Genomic DNA, 15590 nt, shown 5'->3' with positions numbered 1-15590 from the left:
GTTTCGCTTGGTTTTACCTGAGCAGCAAAGAAATCGGACCAGCCAAGCAGTTCCAGCGATAAGGAGTGGCTCGAACCGGTCAAAGTTCGATACGAAAATTCGGTGACATGTTCATGGGCAGGCTTTCGGTCCTATTCAGATCAGGGAGCTCCATGATGGGAGCTCGTTACCGCGACCGCCAAGCATGCTGCCGCTCGTGGATTGATGAAAGTCGCCCATGTTAACAGTGGGATCTCCAATCGGCTACGCCGATCAGCGATGAAGATGAGCTTAACGGCGGTCAGAAGAATTGCAGATCATAAAAAAGGCCAGGCAATTTGCCTGACCTCGCATGATAGCTGTGCTTTCAACAGTGCCAGTACATCCGTGGTCAAAGGAAAGCAGCTACCGATTAGATGGCCTGCAGGTTGCAAGCAGACATTTTGCCCGACTTGTTGTCGCGCTCCATCTCGTAGCCAATCTTCTGGCCTTCGACGATTTCGCGCATTCCGGCGCGTTCGACAGCAGAGATGTGAACGAAAGCGTCAACGCTGCCGTCGTCAGGCTGAATGAAGCCAAAGCCTTTTGTAGAATTGAACCATTTAACTGTGCCAGTGGTCATAATGAACCCTTTCATTAGCAATATTGATGACCGCCACGCGAAAGCGTTGCGGATGATGATAGCGATTTTTTGAAGGGAGAGTTCGTTAAGGGCACGGTGCTAAACGCGCGGTAACCATAGCTCAGCAAGAAAACATCGATAGGGTTTATATGGGCATGCCCATTCAATTTGTCAACTTTTAGTTTCTACAATTCATAGGTTTCGTTTTATGATTGTATTTCCTATGAGCGCAATCCGCCGGTCTATGCCGAATAAACCCCGGGCTAGCTCTTTGTAGAAATCAACATGAATGACGCGCTTGTGATCCCATCAGGGGTGCCGCTGGCTGACGATCAATCGCGTTCGCCTGTTGGCGCGCTGAGAGAAGAACAGCAGCCTGAAATATTCACGGCCCTTGCTGCGTATCGAGCGGTCGTCAGTTCAATGTGCAGATCTTTCAGCATACCATACCGCCTTCAGTTGGTCGACAAACCATTTGCCTGCCGGTCCAGGAGGCTGCGAGGGCCTGTGAAACGCCGACATTGTCAGCATGAAGCCAGAAGGCGGCATGTCGTCAACATCCAGCACGACGAGGGTACCGCTGGAAATGTCTTCCTCGATCATATGCAGCGGCATGCCGCCCCACCCTACACAGTCTTTGAGGAATGCATGCTTGGTGGAAAGGTCCGCCAGCCGCCATGTTGACGGCGAGGCGACGGCGAAGTCTCGACCGGACGTGAGATCGGATCGGTCGGTGAGAACGAGTTGAACATGTTTCGCCAGTTCTTGTCGCGGGATCCGCCGACCAAAACTCGCGAGCGAATGGCATGCTGAGGCGACCGCAACCAACGGCAGTTCTCCTAGCCGTTCGCTAACGAGCGATGGAAACGGCTGGGGTAGCGGCGGCAGGATACCGAGGCTGCACCTACCATCCAAGACGGGCTGATAAGCCGCTCCCAGCGCTTCGACGAAGAGACGCAACGGCGTTAATGGAAATCGCTTGGCGAACTCCTTTGCGACAGCACTGACGACGGACGTTGGAAAAAACACGTCGATCACCACTGATAGCTCTGATTCGACACCCGAGGTCATGAGCCTCGCCCTTGCCTTCAGTGTGTCCACTCCGGCGACAACGTTGCGAGCGTCTGCAAGTAACAACACCCCCTCCGGGGTAAGGACTGGATACCTGCCCGAGCGATCGAAAAGCGTAACGCCGACCTGCTGCTCAAGTCCCCCTATCCATGCGCTGACTGCCGACTGGACGCGGTTGAGCTTTCTAGCTGCGGCAGAAAAGCTTCCTTCGTCAACGGCGGTGATGAACGTTCGCAACTGATCCAAGGAAACGCCGTCGAGCATTCGTTTGTCCCATCAGAATATCAGATACATTACATCTCAATATATCATCTATTCAGATTTCATTCCACCCCATAGCTTGTAGGTGAAAGCAGATTGCCGGTTGGAGGCGAGGCCCCGACGGCATCACGAGCTCAAGGCGCAAGGGGTGATCATGAGATATTCGATTATCGGCAGCGGCAGCGTGGGTGTTGCCCTGGCCAGCCAGTTCGCGCGCAGCGGCATCGCTGTAGGCATGGCAAACTCACGGGGTCGGGACTCTGTGGTTTCGATCGTTCGTGAGTACGGAGAAACCGTGCTTCCGCTCACCCTTGAGGAAGCAGTCACGGCCGACGTTGTCATCCTTGCCGTGCCCTTCTGGTCGCATCTCGATGTCGCGAAGGCTGCGGCACTTTGGCAGGGCAAGATCGTGATCGACGTCACCAATGCCTATGGCGTGCAACTGTCCGATCTTGGAAACGAGCCTTCGTCGAGGGTTGTTGGAAAAGCCTTCTCGGGCGCCCACCTCGTGAAGGCGTTCAACCACCTACCCGCTGGCGTACTTGCACAACAACCGGGCACCGCCGACGGTCGCCGGGTGATATTTCTGTCGGGCGATGACGACGGCTCGGTCACGGAAGTCGCCAAGCTTGTCCGGGCTTTGGGCTTCGCTCCGGTGAGCCTCGGGAAGATTGCGGAAGGCGGTCAGCTCGTACAGGCGCGGGACAGGACCTGGGCTCCGCTCATTTTTCAAGACCTGTTCAAGAAGGAGGCCTAATCCATGTATGATCATGTGATCTGGCCGGATCGCTTCGATCCGAAGACGTCGGCAATCTACGCGCTCAACGACATCGACGTTAAAGCCACTCCCGAGGTTGTATGGAAGCTTCTCGTCGATGCCGAGAACTGGTCCCGATATTTTCCTGCTGAGGACCAGGTAAAGATCCTGTCGGGGGAGGCAGAACTGGCAATGGGAACCCGTTACAGCCGCGTGACCGTCGGTTATCCGATGAGCCTTGTGGTGACCGAATTTGTGGAAAACCGGAGACTTGCGTGGGCAACGACAGTGGACGGAGACCCGACTGGTTCGAGCGCCTACCACGGTTGGGTCATCACACCTACGCAAGACGGATGCCATGTCCTGACGGAGGAAACTCAACAGGGCGAATGGTTCCTCGACATGCTCGGCCGCAAGCATCCCGGTGGCCTCTACCGCTACCATCAAGACTGGGTGGAACGCCTTGGCCATGCGGCAGAGGCGCAAATGGCCAAAACATCTGTCTAACGAGGCAGGTTGAAAATTTCGCCAAACGCAGAAACGGAGATTACCCATCATGAAGATCGAACTTGCAGGCCGAAGAGCTGTCGTTACGGGATCAACCGCTGGTATTGGCTTCGCAATCGCCGAAGGCCTGGCACGCGCAGGTGCGTCCGTCGTCGTCAACGGCCGCGGGGAACAGCGGGTCGAAGCAGCGCTGAAGGAACTCCGCGCACGGCTGCCCGCAGCCGATTTCACGGGCGTCGCTGCCGACCTTTCGACAGCCAAGGGATCATCGATATTGGCGGCTCGGATCACGGATACCGATATCCTCGTCAACAATCTTGGTACCGCCCACATCAACGGTTTTTTTGACCAGAACGACAGCGAGTGGCTTGATCTTTTCCAGCTCAACGTGATGAGCGGCGTGCGCTCCGCTCGCCATTACGTGCCGGGAATGGTCAAGCGCGGCTGGGGACGGGTCGTGTTTATCAGCAGCGAGTCCGCGATCAACATTCCCAAGGAAATGATCGACTACGGGATGACGAAGACCGCTCAGCTTGCCGTGTCGCGTGGCCTCGCCGAGCTGGTCGGCGGAACGGGGGTCACCGTGAATGCGGTTCTGCCGGGGCCAACACGCTCAGAAATTCTCGGCAACTGGATGGCGGCCACGGCCAGCGAGCAGGGCATATCGCAAGAAGAAGCAGAACAAAACTTCCTCGCGACGATGCGCCCGACAACGCTCATCAACCGTTTCACGACAACCGACGAAATTGCAAACATGGTCGTCTACGTCTGCTCGGAGCAGGCGTCGGGCACAAGTGGCGCGGCACTGCGCGTGGATGGTGGCGTCATTCGCTCGATCGCCTAATTGCCGAGAAACGTCTCGGAGCGATTTGAACCCTGACCGCCGACTATGCTCGCCCACTTTTTCCAAAACAGGATATCGAATATGTTCGAAGCAATACGCTGGCCTGAGGATATGAAACCCAGTCGGTCTCCAATCCACTTCACCAATGAACTGGAGGTTGCCGTTTCCCCGGAAACCATCTGGTCTCTTCTGACCGATCCCAGGGCCTGGCCTGAATTTTACCCGGGAGTCTCCCACGTCGACCTGCTTGACGGCCATACCCGTCTGCAGAGCGGCACTCATTTCGAGACCAATCTCGCAGGCCAGGACGTCGAAGCATCAGTTCTGGAGTTCGAGCCGATGACCCGGATCGCTTGGGGCGGAGGTCCCAGGGCCTCGAAGGAGTCCAGAGCCTATCATGCCTGGATTATCACGCCGACAGCGAAAGGATGTCACCTCTGGACGGAGGAGACGATGCAGGGACCGTTGTGGCTCGAACTGGCTAAGAATGCTCCTGACATTTTCTGGCGGACGCATGAGACGCTGCTCGAAGACCTTGCCAAAGTCGCGCTTAAGCGCCAATTCCCGGCGTTGCGGTAAGCCAACGACTGATGCCGTAAGGTGCATGGCGCTCTATCCGAGATCGGTGGTGGATTGGTAACGACGTAATAGCCGCTATGCCGGGGCTTTGGGTATCGAACGTCATTATGGAACTCCTCAACTTCTTGAGCAAGTTCAATCGAGGCGCCTTCGTCATCGGCTAAGGCGTCGCTTCTGTGTTGAATGCCACCTTCCCACCGCCGCATCAAAGGTTTTTGCTCCGCAGCCAAGCGCGTATGACCTGGACGAGTTCTGCCTTTCGTTCCAGCGGCAGCCAATGCCCCGCGGGCAAACTCGTCACGATAAGGTCTGGGCACGCCGCACGCATCGGATCACCTTGGCGATTGCCTGTGATGCTGCAGATCTGATCGAAATCGCCGTTGACGAACAGCACCGGCTGCGACAGCCGGCCGCCATCAGGCGCTTCGCGTGCGTAGGCGATGTTGGCGTCATCGTTCGTGTACCATGCGCAGGGGCCGCGGAAACCATGAGCCTTGAACGCCTGTACCAGGACCTCGAAGTCCAATGTTGGCCAAAGAGCCGGATCAGGTTTAGTCGGCAGAGCGCGGTGCGCAGCGCCGAAGCGCCCTCCCCTTCGTGTGACTGTCGCCATCGGCGAAACAGTACCGACGACTGCGGGATTGCCGGGCTGATAGGCCGACGCGAGGTATGCTGCGCAATCTGCTTCGAGATCAGCAACCGCCCCATCGAAATTCGTCATGTAATAGCGGGCATAGTCCCATTGGCCATCCGGATATTGGTCAGTTGGATAGATTGTTCGATCAACCAGCGAAACGAGCGTGGGTAGGCTGTTCGCCTCGGGAAAATACGCCCACGAGGCCAGCGCCACGGCACGGCTGCGCTTGGGCTCATGGGAGGCCAACGAACCAGCCACTATACTGCCCCAGTCGTGGCCAACCCAGATCGCCAGGTTGCCGCCAAGGTGGTCGTGGAACTCCACCATGTCCGCCACGATTTCCCGCATGTTGTAGGCGTCTTTGGCTGCCGGGACCGAGGAGCTACCGAAGCCGCGCAAATCCGGAGCGACGCAATGCCAACCGTCGGCGGCTAACGCCTCCATCTGGGCCCGCCATATTAAACTAACGCTCGGAAAGCCGTGGAGGAAGATTATTAACGGTCCGTCGGTCGGCCCGCACTCGAGGTAGTGCGTCGTATGGCGAGGCGTGCTGAAGGTACGCGAAACCAGCGCTGAGGAAGGCGCTCCCCACGCTTCGCCCGATAGCGCAGCGGCTGCGGCCATCCCGAGAAGGATGGAACGCCGGCCGAGCGATAGTTCTTCTGAAAAACTGATATGTCGTGGTGAGTCTATCATAGTCGAATTCTCCAGTTGACCCATTTGCTGCCAAATTTGAATCGCGCATCAGCAACCACTCAACCGGCCCTCCCTCTCACACGGGGACCCAGAGCTTCCGTATTGATTGCGTGCGACCGAGGGGTAGGCTGTGAAGAGAGAAAGACGCGCCCATTGCCTGCACAGGCGGCGCGTCCTTCTGTCGAGCAGCCTCTTAACTCTCGAAATCCGTACTGCGGGTGACATCTTCCCACGCATCGGTTTCGCTGCGGACGTCATCAAGCTTCTTTCGAAGTTGATCGAGTGCGTCACCACCGATCAACAGATGGACCGGCGGATGTTTCGCCTCGACAGCTTTGACGATGGCCCGAGCACCGCGCGCAGGATCGCCGACCTGCTTACCGTGTCCCGCCGCAGTTGCTTCCCGAGATTTTCCAGCGGTGTCCCGGTAATCCCCAATGACTGTTGCCGAGAACTTCATGGAGTCCGGGCCGCGGAAGTCCGTCCGGAAGGCGCCTGGCGCGACGACGGTCACGCCGATACCGAGCCCAGCGACTTCCTTTGCAAGTGTTTCCGACATCGCTTCCAGGCCGAACTTGACCATGTGGTAGTAACCGACCCCAGGATAGGTCACGATGCCGCCGATGGAACTGATGTTGACGATGTGCCCCTGACGACGGGCGCGCATGCCCGGCAGCACCGCCTTGATGAGGTTGACCGGGGCAAACAGGTCGGTCTCGAACAAGGCGCGCATTTCAACGTCTTCGCCCTCTTCGATAGCGGCGAGATAGCCATAGCCGGCATTGTTGACCAGCACGTCGACAGTACCGAAGCGATCTGTCGTGGCCTTGATCGCGGCGCCGATCTGGTCATGGTTGGTGACGTCAAGCTTAAGCACAAGGACGGCATCGGCATACTTGACGACCAAGTCGTCAAACTGATCGATACGACGTGCTGTCAGCACTGCGCGGTAGCCCGCTTCCAAAACCGTCTCGGCAATGGCACGGCCAAGGCCTTTGGACGAGCCGGTGATCAGCCATACAGCGTTTTTGGTGATCATGATGTTTCTCCGTTGATTGACCCAAGGAAAGTATGATCGGATAAACCGTTTGATTAGGTCGTACTTTTTACAAGGGTCGTTGAATGAGATCTCACAGTGGGAGGGGGGGCCTAAATGATCTCGCAGCATTTGCACTCGTTGCGGAGGCTGGAAGTTTTACCCGGGCCGCAGCCGGTCTGGCCATGTCGACGTCTAATCTTAGCCACACGATCCGCCGCCTCGAGGCTCGCCTTGGCTACCGGCTGCTTCAGCGCAACAGCCGCAGTGTATCAATAACGGAAGAAGGCCGAACGCTACTTGCGGCCCTACGGCCGGCACTTGATGGAATCGATGAAGCACTGGAATCGCTTGAGCGCGGACGCGAGCAGGTGCTCGGGACCCTGCGGCTGACGATGACGCGCCAAGCTTACGAGGCGGTTGTCAGGCCGATCCTGCCCGAATTTGGTACCCTATATCCTCAGGCGACAATTGAGGTACTGATCGACTATGCCTACCGCGACATCGTGGAGGAGCAGTTCGACGGTGGGATCCGTCTCGGGGAGAAACTGGAGCGCGACATGATCGCCCTCAAGGTCGGCCCAGATTTGAGCATGGCCATCGTGGCGGCGCCCTCCTATCTCGACCGGCATCCGCCTATCCTTCAGCCGGAAGATCTGATCCAGCATCGCTGCATCAATTACCGGATGCTGTCTGCCGGAACGATCTACGCCTGGGAGTTCGAAAGAGACGGCAAGGCATTTGCGGTCGGCGTCAGCGGGCCACTGACCTTCAACGAGCCCGAACTGATGCTCGGAGCGGCGATCGACGGATTGGGCATAGGCAATCTGCTGGACCATGAAGTTGCTGCATACGTGGCAAGTGGAAAGCTCATCCGTGTCCTGGCGGATTGGACCCCTCCATTCCCAGGCTTTCACTTCTACTACCCTTCCAAACGGCAAATGCGACCGGTGCTCGCGGCGTTTCTCGACTTAATCCGGCGGCGGAAGTAACGAGAACCTTGTCGCCGACCCGCATGCCTCTTCTGGGCCATTTGTACGATGTCTATGGCGAGCAGGATAAGGGATTTCGCCCCAAACCCTCAGATGCAGGAAGCGGCTCACGTCTGGCTCACCGAACAGATCAGATCGCTCCCATCCCGTCACTCTTGCAACCGGCGTACTCAAAGTCATCCTTCCGCTCGACCAGTTGACCGGCTCGCGGCTATTGTGATGACCAGTCCCTGATCTGTGCCGCGCCAAGATTGGGGCACTCGGCGCGGCCGCGGTGCGTAATCAATTTGCTTGGTCTTCGTGGTATCGCTTACTGCTGCGCAGGCGCGGATTTCTGAAGCTTGTCCTGAAGTTTCTTAACGAGCGCCGGATCCTTATTTGCAGCCGCTAAAATCGCGTTGTATTCGTCTACCGACATACCCGGAGAGGTCTGAACAGCCTGCACCATCTGTTTGCTTGCCTCGGTCTGCAGCTGTTGCTTCGCGGTCGGATCCGACGTCGCGCCGATCTTGCCCGAGTATTCCTGTCTGATTTTGTCCACCTGGAGATATGCGACCGCAAAAGCCTCGATTTTTTGATCGCTCACGGTCGCAGCCGTACCATTGCTATCTGGTTGTTCTTGGGTAGGTTGCTTCTCTTGCGTAGCTTGCTGTGCGGACGCAGGATTGCTGAGAAACGTCAAGCTCAAGACTGCGGCGGTCAACGATGCGGCAGGGATATAACGAGTGATCATTTTAATTCCTCTCTCGTAGCGCGGGGGGAACACCTCTTGATGGCGTAGAGTGAACGGCGGCATATCGCATTGATGTAGCCGTCGGTTAGGGTTGAAGAACGATCCGGCGACAATGTGGCCGTCAAACGTTTTCTATGGGGCAATAGCGTGGCGACCTGTTGACGGCCAAGCGACGGCTTTATTAACCCAACGCCTTTTCTTATCGTCGCGGCATCCCGCTGCATGCGGCGCAAATGCGCCGGCTACAAAACACCAGCGGAAGTCTTCCGCCAGAAACTCCTCGTGCAAATCCGGCACACCGGTTAGCTTCTCAAAGCCGCAGGTCGCGGTTCGCCATGAACTCACAGCAACATATCCGGAGATCAAAGCAGCCGGGACAGAAAGCTTCGGTATGCCATTCCGGCCGGACCCCACCCCTACAATGATCTACCTGCCCTGCCCCAAGCGCAGACGTCGAGACAAAAGCCGTCTTGAAAGACTGCATCGCTGCGCGTGCAGCAGTTGAGTTTGTACTTGCGCTGTCCGTTGGATGGTCGCTAAACAATTTGCCATATCTGCGTGCAGTATGACCGACAAGCGACCCCCGGCTTCGTCGAATTCGAGAATCGAAAGCAATTCAATGACCCGACAACTTTCTCTTCCGCGCAATCGGATTTCCGTCCTTCTGCTTGAAGGCATCAGCCAGAGCGCTGTCGACTACTTTTCGTCGTCCGGCTACGTCAATGTGACGCATCTGCCGAAAGCTCTGGATGACAAGGATCTCAAAAGTCTCATAGCCGAGGCGCATATTGTCGGAATTCGTTCACGCACCCAACTGACAGAGGAAATTTTCAGGTCCGCCAAAAAGCTTATGGCGGTCGGTTGTTTTTCCGTGGGGACAAATCAGGTCGACCTGGATGCGGCCCGCCGACGCGGCATCCCTGTATTCAACGCTCCGTATTCGAATACGCGCTCGGTCGCCGAGCTTGTGATCGGTGAGATCATAGTGCTGACCCGGCGGATTTTCCCGCGTTCGACTTCTGCTCATGAGGGCGGGTGGGACAAATCCGCGGTCGGCAGTCGCGAGGTGCGCGGAAAAACGCTTGGTATCGTGGGCTACGGCAACATCGGTTCGCAGCTTAGCGTTCTTGCGGAAAGCATGGGCATGAAGGTGCGCTATTTTGATCCTTCAGACAAACTTCGCCACGGTAACTCAGAATCGATGGCCACGCTCGGCGAGCTTCTCGAAATCTCGGATTTCGTGACGATGCATGTTCCCGAAACCAGTTCGACACAGAACATGATAACGGAGACCGAACTGCGCAGAATGAAAAAGGGTGCCCTTTTCATCAATAATTCCCGCGGGACCGTGGTGGATCTCGAAGCGCTTGCGAAGGTTTTGAAAGAAGGACATCTCGCAGGCGCGGCCGTGGACGTGTTCCCGAAGGAGCCGGCATCAAACAACGAGCGTTTCGAAACGCCGCTACAGGGTTTGGACAATGTCATTCTGACGCCGCATATTGGCGGATCGACCGAGGAAGCCCAGGAGCGCATCGGAGGGGAAGTCTCCAGAAAGCTTGTGGAATATTCCGACGTCGGCTCGACGCTGGGTGCGGTCAATTTCCCGCAGGTTCAACTGCCGCCACGTCCAAACGGCACGCGTTTCATGCATGTTCATGAGAACCGTCCCGGCATGCTAAACAGTCTGAATGCGATTTTTTCATCGCGTGCACTTAATATCGTCGGTGAGTTCCTGCAGACGCACGGCGAAACGGGTTACGTGGTCATTGAAGCCGAGGGCGTTGGCCAGACAGCCGGTGACATACTTGATGCGCTTCGCCAGATCCCGGGAACCATACGAGCTCGGTTGCTTTACTGACATCAGTGGGAAATTGGCAGCGGGGGCAGCATCGATCGGCGGGCGGTGACGCCGCAGTCATTCAATCTCATCCTGAAGGCCCGCGTCAAGCGGGCCGGGCTCGATCCGGTGATGTTTTCAGCGCATGGGCCTCGGTCCGATTATCTGACCGAGGCTGCTAATCGTGGCATTCCACTGCCCGAGGCGATGCGGCAGTCTCTGCCCAAGTCGGTGGCGCAGGCGACGAGTTATTACAACAATGCCGAACGCAAGAATAGGCGAGCGGCGCGCCTGATTATATGAACGACTTGATGGTCAATATGCCGCTGCTGCTTTGCGATCACCCAGCTCGGATGGCTACATTTTTCGTGGTAGCCGACAAGATCGTCTCTGGCTGCTCCTGAGCAATAGGATATATTGCTATAACTCATAATTATCAGCATAATGAGTTATAGAGAGGATATCTATAACTCATGAAATGGAACTGGACGCAAAAAGGCTGGCCGCGATTCACCTATGACGCGGTTGCGCTCGAACCACTCGAGCGCCGATTCCTTCTGTCATCGGGGGAAGTGATGGGCGCTGTCCGTCATGTCAGTGACGAAGAACGCAATCTGCTGCGTATCGATCTCCTGAGCGATGAGGCGGTGAAAACCTCCGAGATTGAGGGCGAAATTCTCGACCGATTGAGCGTGCAATCCTCACTACGCCGGCAGTTCGGCCTTGATACCGATAATCGACCGGTAAAGCCGCAGGAGCGCGGAATCGCGGAAATGACGGTTGATGTGTATGACACCTGGTCAACTACGCTCGATCACGAAACCCTATTTCGTTGGCACGGCATGTTGATGACGGGAAACCGCCATATCGGAACAATCGGCGGATACCGGGTGCATGAAGACGCCATGCAGATTGTGTCCGGTCGCTTCGATAATCCAACCGTTCACTACGAAGCTCCGCCATCAAGGCAAGTGCCAGCAGAAATGGCGGCCTATATGAAGTGGTTCAACAAATCGGCGCCCAAAGGCGAAAGCCCCCTACCCGCCCTGACGCGGGCTGGCATAGGCCATCTGTATTTCGAAAGCATCCATCCATTTGAAGATGGAAATGGTAGGCTCGGCCGAGCGCTTGCGGAAAAGTCGCTTGCCCAGAATATCGGGCAACCAAGCCTAATTGCGCTTGCATACACCATCGAGCAAGGCCGCAAAGCCTACTACGACCAGCTCGAACGCCATCAGCGTACGCTCGATATCACCGAGTGGCTGGTTTACTTCGGCGAAACCATTCTTGAGGCGCAACGGACGACTCTGAAGCGAGTAGCCTTCTACATCAACAAGGCGCAATTCTACGATCGCTTCCGTGGCCAGTTCAACGCGCGCCAGGAGAAGGCCATCGCGCGCATGTTTCGCGAAGGCCCGGCGGGCTTTAAGGGCGGGTTGAGCGCTGAGAATTATATTGCGATCACGCGCACCTCGCGAGCAACGGCTACGCGCGATCTTCAGGATTTGGTGGAGAAAAGTGCGCTCACGCGCAGCGGCGAGCGCCGGCACACGCGCTATGCGTTGAACTTGCCGGAGATCAATGGAACGGAATAAATAACAGAGAAAGGCGATTGTCAGAGCCTTAGCTGACAACGATGTTACACGCGGTGTGCGTTTCGGGGAGCCTGCCCGTCCAGAGACGTTCATAAAGGAACCTTTCCTTACGCATCGTGCATCTGTACCAAGGCCCCTTAAAAACTGATCGGGTCTTGGCATTCGATCGCCGCTGCCACAATTACGCCTGCCGTTTCCGGAATTGTCGGTCGCATACATACCCCGTCGATGCGGGGCGCAGTCCCGTGCGTTCTTCGGGAAGTTGGTTGTGACATGAAGATAATAAGATTGGTCCTTTTGCCCACTCTGGCCGTACTGATGACAAGCGTCTCCGTGCATGCCCAGGAATGGAGATATTTACCGGATTATGGCGATGACCCGGATGGCGGCTATGCTAGTCCGCGCTATGGACGGGAGGCGCCGCCACGCTATCGCGATGATCGTCGTTTCGACGACGACTATTATTATCGGGGTGATCCCTATGGCTATTATGACGACGAAGACGGCGATTTCCCGCCGCGACCCCGTCCACAGCGGCGAGCTTCGATCGATCCGGGCGCAATCTCTCCTCAACTCAATTCTGGCGCCAAGGATGACCGGCGGGCGAGCCTGGCGCGATCGACGATCCCGCGCACTATTGTCACCTTTTCCGGCTACGACCCTGGCACGATCGTGATCTCCACCAAGGAGAAGCGCCTCTATCTTGTGCTCGACGACGGAACTGCTCTCAAATACGGCATCGGTGTCGGCAAGCAGGGCTTCGCCTGGAAGGGCACGGAGACGATCAGCCGCAAGGCGGAGTGGCCCAATTGGACACCGCCCAAGGAAATGATCGCTCGCCGACCGGAATTACCTGACCGGATGGATGGCGGCCTCAACAATCCTCTCGGAGCAAGAGCGCTCTATCTCGGCTCCACCCTCTACCGCATTCATGGCACCAACGAGCCCAATTCGATCGGCAAGGCGGTATCCTCGGGCTGCATCCGCATGGCAAATCCGGATGTGATGGATCTCTATGGCAGGGTCGGCGTAGGCACAAAGGTCGTCGTGCTGTGAATGCACCCCAGCACTGCTGTTGTCTGCCAGGATCTGGTCATAATGCCGCCCTTCTCCTCGTTGCTGAAGATCCTGGAGCATCCCGCTGCTCAAACCGGCAACGCCACCGAATGTGCCCCACGTACCCCTGTTACCCTTTTCGGTACGTGGGGCAAAATCGGTGGCAGGGTTTCAGCGTCCGGTATAGAAAGTGTGCATAGCCGGGCGGGTTGAATCCTGTTGGTCGGCGCAGGGATTCCCAAGACGGGGCAAATCATGATTCGGTCCAGGGATGGCAAAGAGACGGCTCCCCTCCCCCGAGCACGCTGACACGCTTTCGCTGAAGGCGCTACGCAGTCTGGTGACTGGCCTGTTGGAGCGGGCTGAACAGGCCGAAGTTCGCCTCGAAAAGCTTGAGGCCGAGAACGCGGGGCTGTGGCTGGATAATACCAAGCTCAAGGTGGAGAACCAGTTGCTGCGTGATGAGATCGCGCGGCTGAAGAACCTGCCGCCGCGACCGCCGTTTCGCCCATCCGGCATGGACAAAGCGACCGATAGTAAACCTGACGAAGAAGCGGCTGCTAAGAAGAAGCCGCGCGGCCCGAAGCTGGATGTGAAGCGGGTGAGCCGGGAAGAGATTTTACGTGCAGGCGTTCCGGCCGGCTCGCGGTTCAAGGGATACAAAAGCTGCTTCGTGCGGGAGCTGGTGTTGGCAACCGAGCTTGTTCATTACCGACGCGAATGCTGGGCGACCCCGGATGGCAAGACGGTGCTGGCGCCGCTACCCGCAGGGATCATGGGTGGCTATGGGGCGAACCTCAGGCGGTTTTGTCTGATGCTGCACGCGCAAGGTCAGGTGACGACACAGCGGCTGACCACGCTGTTGAATGATATCGGCGTCGAGGTCTCGAAACGCCAGGTCGTGCGCCTTTTGACCAAGGAGCTGGATGGGTTTGTCGCCGAAGACGCGGCAGTGCTGCATGCCGGCCTGGCCTCGGCCCCTTATGTTACGGTCGACGACACCGGCGCCCGCCACGCGCACGGTAACTTTTATACAACCCAGATCGGCGGCGAGCATTTTACCGCCTTCCGCACCACGAAATCGAAATCGCGACTGAATTTCCTGTCGCTGCTGCGCGGCAACTACCAGGACTATGTCCTCAACGATGCCGCGTTCGGCTATCTGGAAGAACGGCGTGCTGACCCGGCGCTTGCTGCCGGACTTCGCAGTGTCGAGCCTCGGCACTTTAGTAACCAGGTGCCGTTCCTGGAATATCTGGCGCGCAAGGGTGTCGATATTTTTGACCGCCAAGGGATCGGGGTCCTGGCAGAAGCCGGCCTCTGGGGTTCCATCCGCCATCACGGTCTTCTGGGCGACATGGTGATTGTCTCCGACGATGCCGGCCAGTTCCGCGTCGGCAATCATGCTCTTTGCTGGATCCACGCAGAACGTCTTTTACAGAAACTGATGCCGGTCAAGCCGAAGGAGGCGCGATCGGTCGCGCTTGTCCGGGATCTCGTCTGGCGATTCTACAAGATGCTGAAGGTCTGGAAACAAAAGCCTTTACCACAGGCAATCCCGGGCTTCCGACGACGGTTCGACAGGATCTTTACCCTGCGCACCGGCTATAATGCGCTCGACGCCTTGCTGGCGCGTTTGCATCGTAGAAAAGACGAACTGCTCAAAGTTCTCGAGCACCCTTATATCCCTTTACATACCAACGCGTCGGAGAATGATCTGCGAACCTTCGTCACCAAGCGAAAGATCTCTGGCGGCACCATGAGCCGCGACGGCCGTGTCGCGCGTGACACCATGCTCGGCCTGATGAAGACGTGCCAGAAGCTTGGGCTCTCGTTTTACCACTATCTCGGTGACCGGCTCGGGCTTGGCAGTGAGGCCATCCCGCAATTGGCAGGCCTTATCGCGGCGAAAGCCTGAACCTCGCTACCTGGCGCCGGGCTTGGTGAATGGCACGACACGACCGTCTTTGGACGCCTCTCCATCGAGACCATGCCGGCCCACAAGCGTCAGCAATGACGGCGAGACGTTCCAATGCTTCTCATCATCGGTGTGAACTGTCACGGTCTTACGATTGCGGCGGATGACGATGCCCCTGATCGTTCCTCCATCCGGGCTTTCAAACGTTACGCCGCTGCCGATCTTGATCTCTTGCAGGGCTGCCGTCGTCTTTTGCTGATGCAGAAAATGCAGCCGTTCGACGATGCGTCCATGCAGTTCCATCAGCGTGGCTTCGTCGAGCTCCTCGATATCGATCTCGTGCATCTTGCCGCTACCCGCGCCTCTGGTTCCAATGCCGTCTTATGCTCCGCCATCGATTATGATAGAAGAGCATCAACGGCACAATTGCCCAGCGCTTCGGCAGCGCCCCCAAATCAGCCCCTTTTACC

General features: G+C 57.2%; 15 protein-coding genes and 1 pseudogene. 10 read left to right on the top strand and 6 right to left on the bottom strand.

Annotated elements, in window-relative coordinates; all coding sequences use genetic code 11:
- Positions 1-391 precede the first annotated feature (391 nt).
- Both EX00_RS03880 and EX00_RS03875 read right to left on the bottom strand, forming a co-directional pair.
- Positions 392-601, bottom strand: a complete 210-nt coding sequence (locus EX00_RS03880) for a cold-shock protein (protein WP_047454357.1) — start codon at positions 599-601, stop codon at positions 392-394.
- A 420-nt stretch (positions 602-1021) separates the two neighbouring features.
- Positions 1022-1936, bottom strand: coding sequence for a LysR family transcriptional regulator (locus EX00_RS03875; protein ID WP_047454354.1), 915 nt, complete (start codon positions 1934-1936; stop codon positions 1022-1024).
- Positions 1937-2087: 151 nt separating this feature from the next.
- On the opposite strand from EX00_RS03875, the gene EX00_RS03870 reads away from it, so the two are divergent.
- The 4 genes from EX00_RS03870 (at position 2088) to EX00_RS03855 (ending at position 4620) form a co-directional block, all read left to right on the top strand.
- Positions 2088-2690, top strand: a complete 603-nt coding sequence (locus tag EX00_RS03870; RefSeq protein WP_047454352.1) for an NADPH-dependent F420 reductase — start codon at positions 2088-2090, stop codon at positions 2688-2690.
- A gap of 3 nt (positions 2691-2693) precedes the next feature.
- Complete coding sequence (locus EX00_RS03865) at positions 2694-3197, top strand: SRPBCC domain-containing protein (RefSeq protein WP_047454350.1); 504 nt, start codon at positions 2694-2696, stop codon at positions 3195-3197.
- A 49-nt stretch (positions 3198-3246) separates the two neighbouring features.
- Entirely contained in the window at positions 3247-4041 is a 795-nt protein-coding gene (locus EX00_RS03860) for an SDR family NAD(P)-dependent oxidoreductase (RefSeq protein WP_047454347.1), read from the top strand.
- An 81-nt stretch (positions 4042-4122) separates the two neighbouring features.
- Positions 4123-4620 carry an SRPBCC domain-containing protein gene (locus EX00_RS03855; RefSeq protein WP_047454345.1) on the top strand — a complete coding sequence of 166 codons (498 nt, stop codon included), beginning with the start codon at positions 4123-4125 and terminating at the stop codon, positions 4618-4620.
- 205 nt (positions 4621-4825) lie between these two features.
- Here EX00_RS03855 and EX00_RS03850 read toward each other — a convergent pair whose 3' ends face one another.
- A complete protein-coding gene (locus tag EX00_RS03850) occupies positions 4826-5881 on the bottom strand; it encodes an alpha/beta fold hydrolase (RefSeq protein ID WP_080761203.1) in 1056 nt (351 codons plus the stop codon).
- 265 nt (positions 5882-6146) lie between these two features.
- A complete protein-coding gene (locus EX00_RS03845; protein WP_047454344.1) occupies positions 6147-6992 on the bottom strand; it encodes an oxidoreductase in 846 nt (281 codons plus the stop codon).
- Between the two features lie 83 nt (positions 6993-7075).
- On the opposite strand from EX00_RS03845, the gene EX00_RS03840 reads away from it, so the two are divergent.
- On the top strand, positions 7076-7981 hold the full coding sequence (locus tag EX00_RS03840; RefSeq protein WP_047454342.1) for a LysR family transcriptional regulator: 906 nt from the start codon (positions 7076-7078) through the stop codon (positions 7979-7981).
- Between the two features lie 310 nt (positions 7982-8291).
- Here EX00_RS03840 and EX00_RS03835 read toward each other — a convergent pair whose 3' ends face one another.
- A complete protein-coding gene (locus tag EX00_RS03835) occupies positions 8292-8714 on the bottom strand; it encodes a DUF4168 domain-containing protein (protein ID WP_047454340.1) in 423 nt (140 codons plus the stop codon).
- Positions 8715-9333: 619 nt separating this feature from the next.
- Here EX00_RS03835 and serA point away from each other — a divergent pair.
- The 5 genes and pseudogenes from serA (at position 9334) to EX00_RS03810 (ending at position 15120) form a co-directional block, all read left to right on the top strand.
- On the top strand, positions 9334-10572 hold the full coding sequence (gene serA, locus EX00_RS03830) for a phosphoglycerate dehydrogenase (RefSeq protein ID WP_047454338.1): 1239 nt from the start codon (positions 9334-9336) through the stop codon (positions 10570-10572).
- Between the two features lie 12 nt (positions 10573-10584).
- Positions 10585-10854, top strand: a pseudogene (locus EX00_RS03825) (site-specific integrase); the annotation flags it as partial.
- A 170-nt stretch (positions 10855-11024) separates the two neighbouring features.
- Entirely contained in the window at positions 11025-12146 is a 1122-nt protein-coding gene (locus EX00_RS03820) for a Fic family protein (RefSeq protein ID WP_047454336.1), read from the top strand.
- 318 nt (positions 12147-12464) lie between these two features.
- On the top strand, positions 12465-13202 hold the full coding sequence (locus EX00_RS03815; RefSeq protein WP_309546358.1) for a L,D-transpeptidase: 738 nt from the start codon (positions 12465-12467) through the stop codon (positions 13200-13202).
- A 271-nt stretch (positions 13203-13473) separates the two neighbouring features.
- A complete protein-coding gene (locus EX00_RS03810; protein ID WP_047454233.1) occupies positions 13474-15120 on the top strand; it encodes an IS66 family transposase in 1647 nt (548 codons plus the stop codon).
- A 6-nt stretch (positions 15121-15126) separates the two neighbouring features.
- On the opposite strand, the gene EX00_RS03805 is transcribed toward EX00_RS03810, so the two are convergent.
- Positions 15127-15465, bottom strand: coding sequence for a hypothetical protein (locus EX00_RS03805; RefSeq protein ID WP_047454231.1), 339 nt, complete (start codon positions 15463-15465; stop codon positions 15127-15129).
- Positions 15466-15590 lie beyond the last annotated feature (125 nt).

This window comes from Martinezella rhizogenes (genome assembly GCF_000799715.1).
GTDB lineage: Bacteria > Pseudomonadota > Alphaproteobacteria > Rhizobiales > Rhizobiaceae > Rhizobium > Rhizobium rhizogenes_C.
Note: the sequence above shows the minus strand (reverse complement) of the source record. Positions and strands in the feature narration are given on the sequence as shown.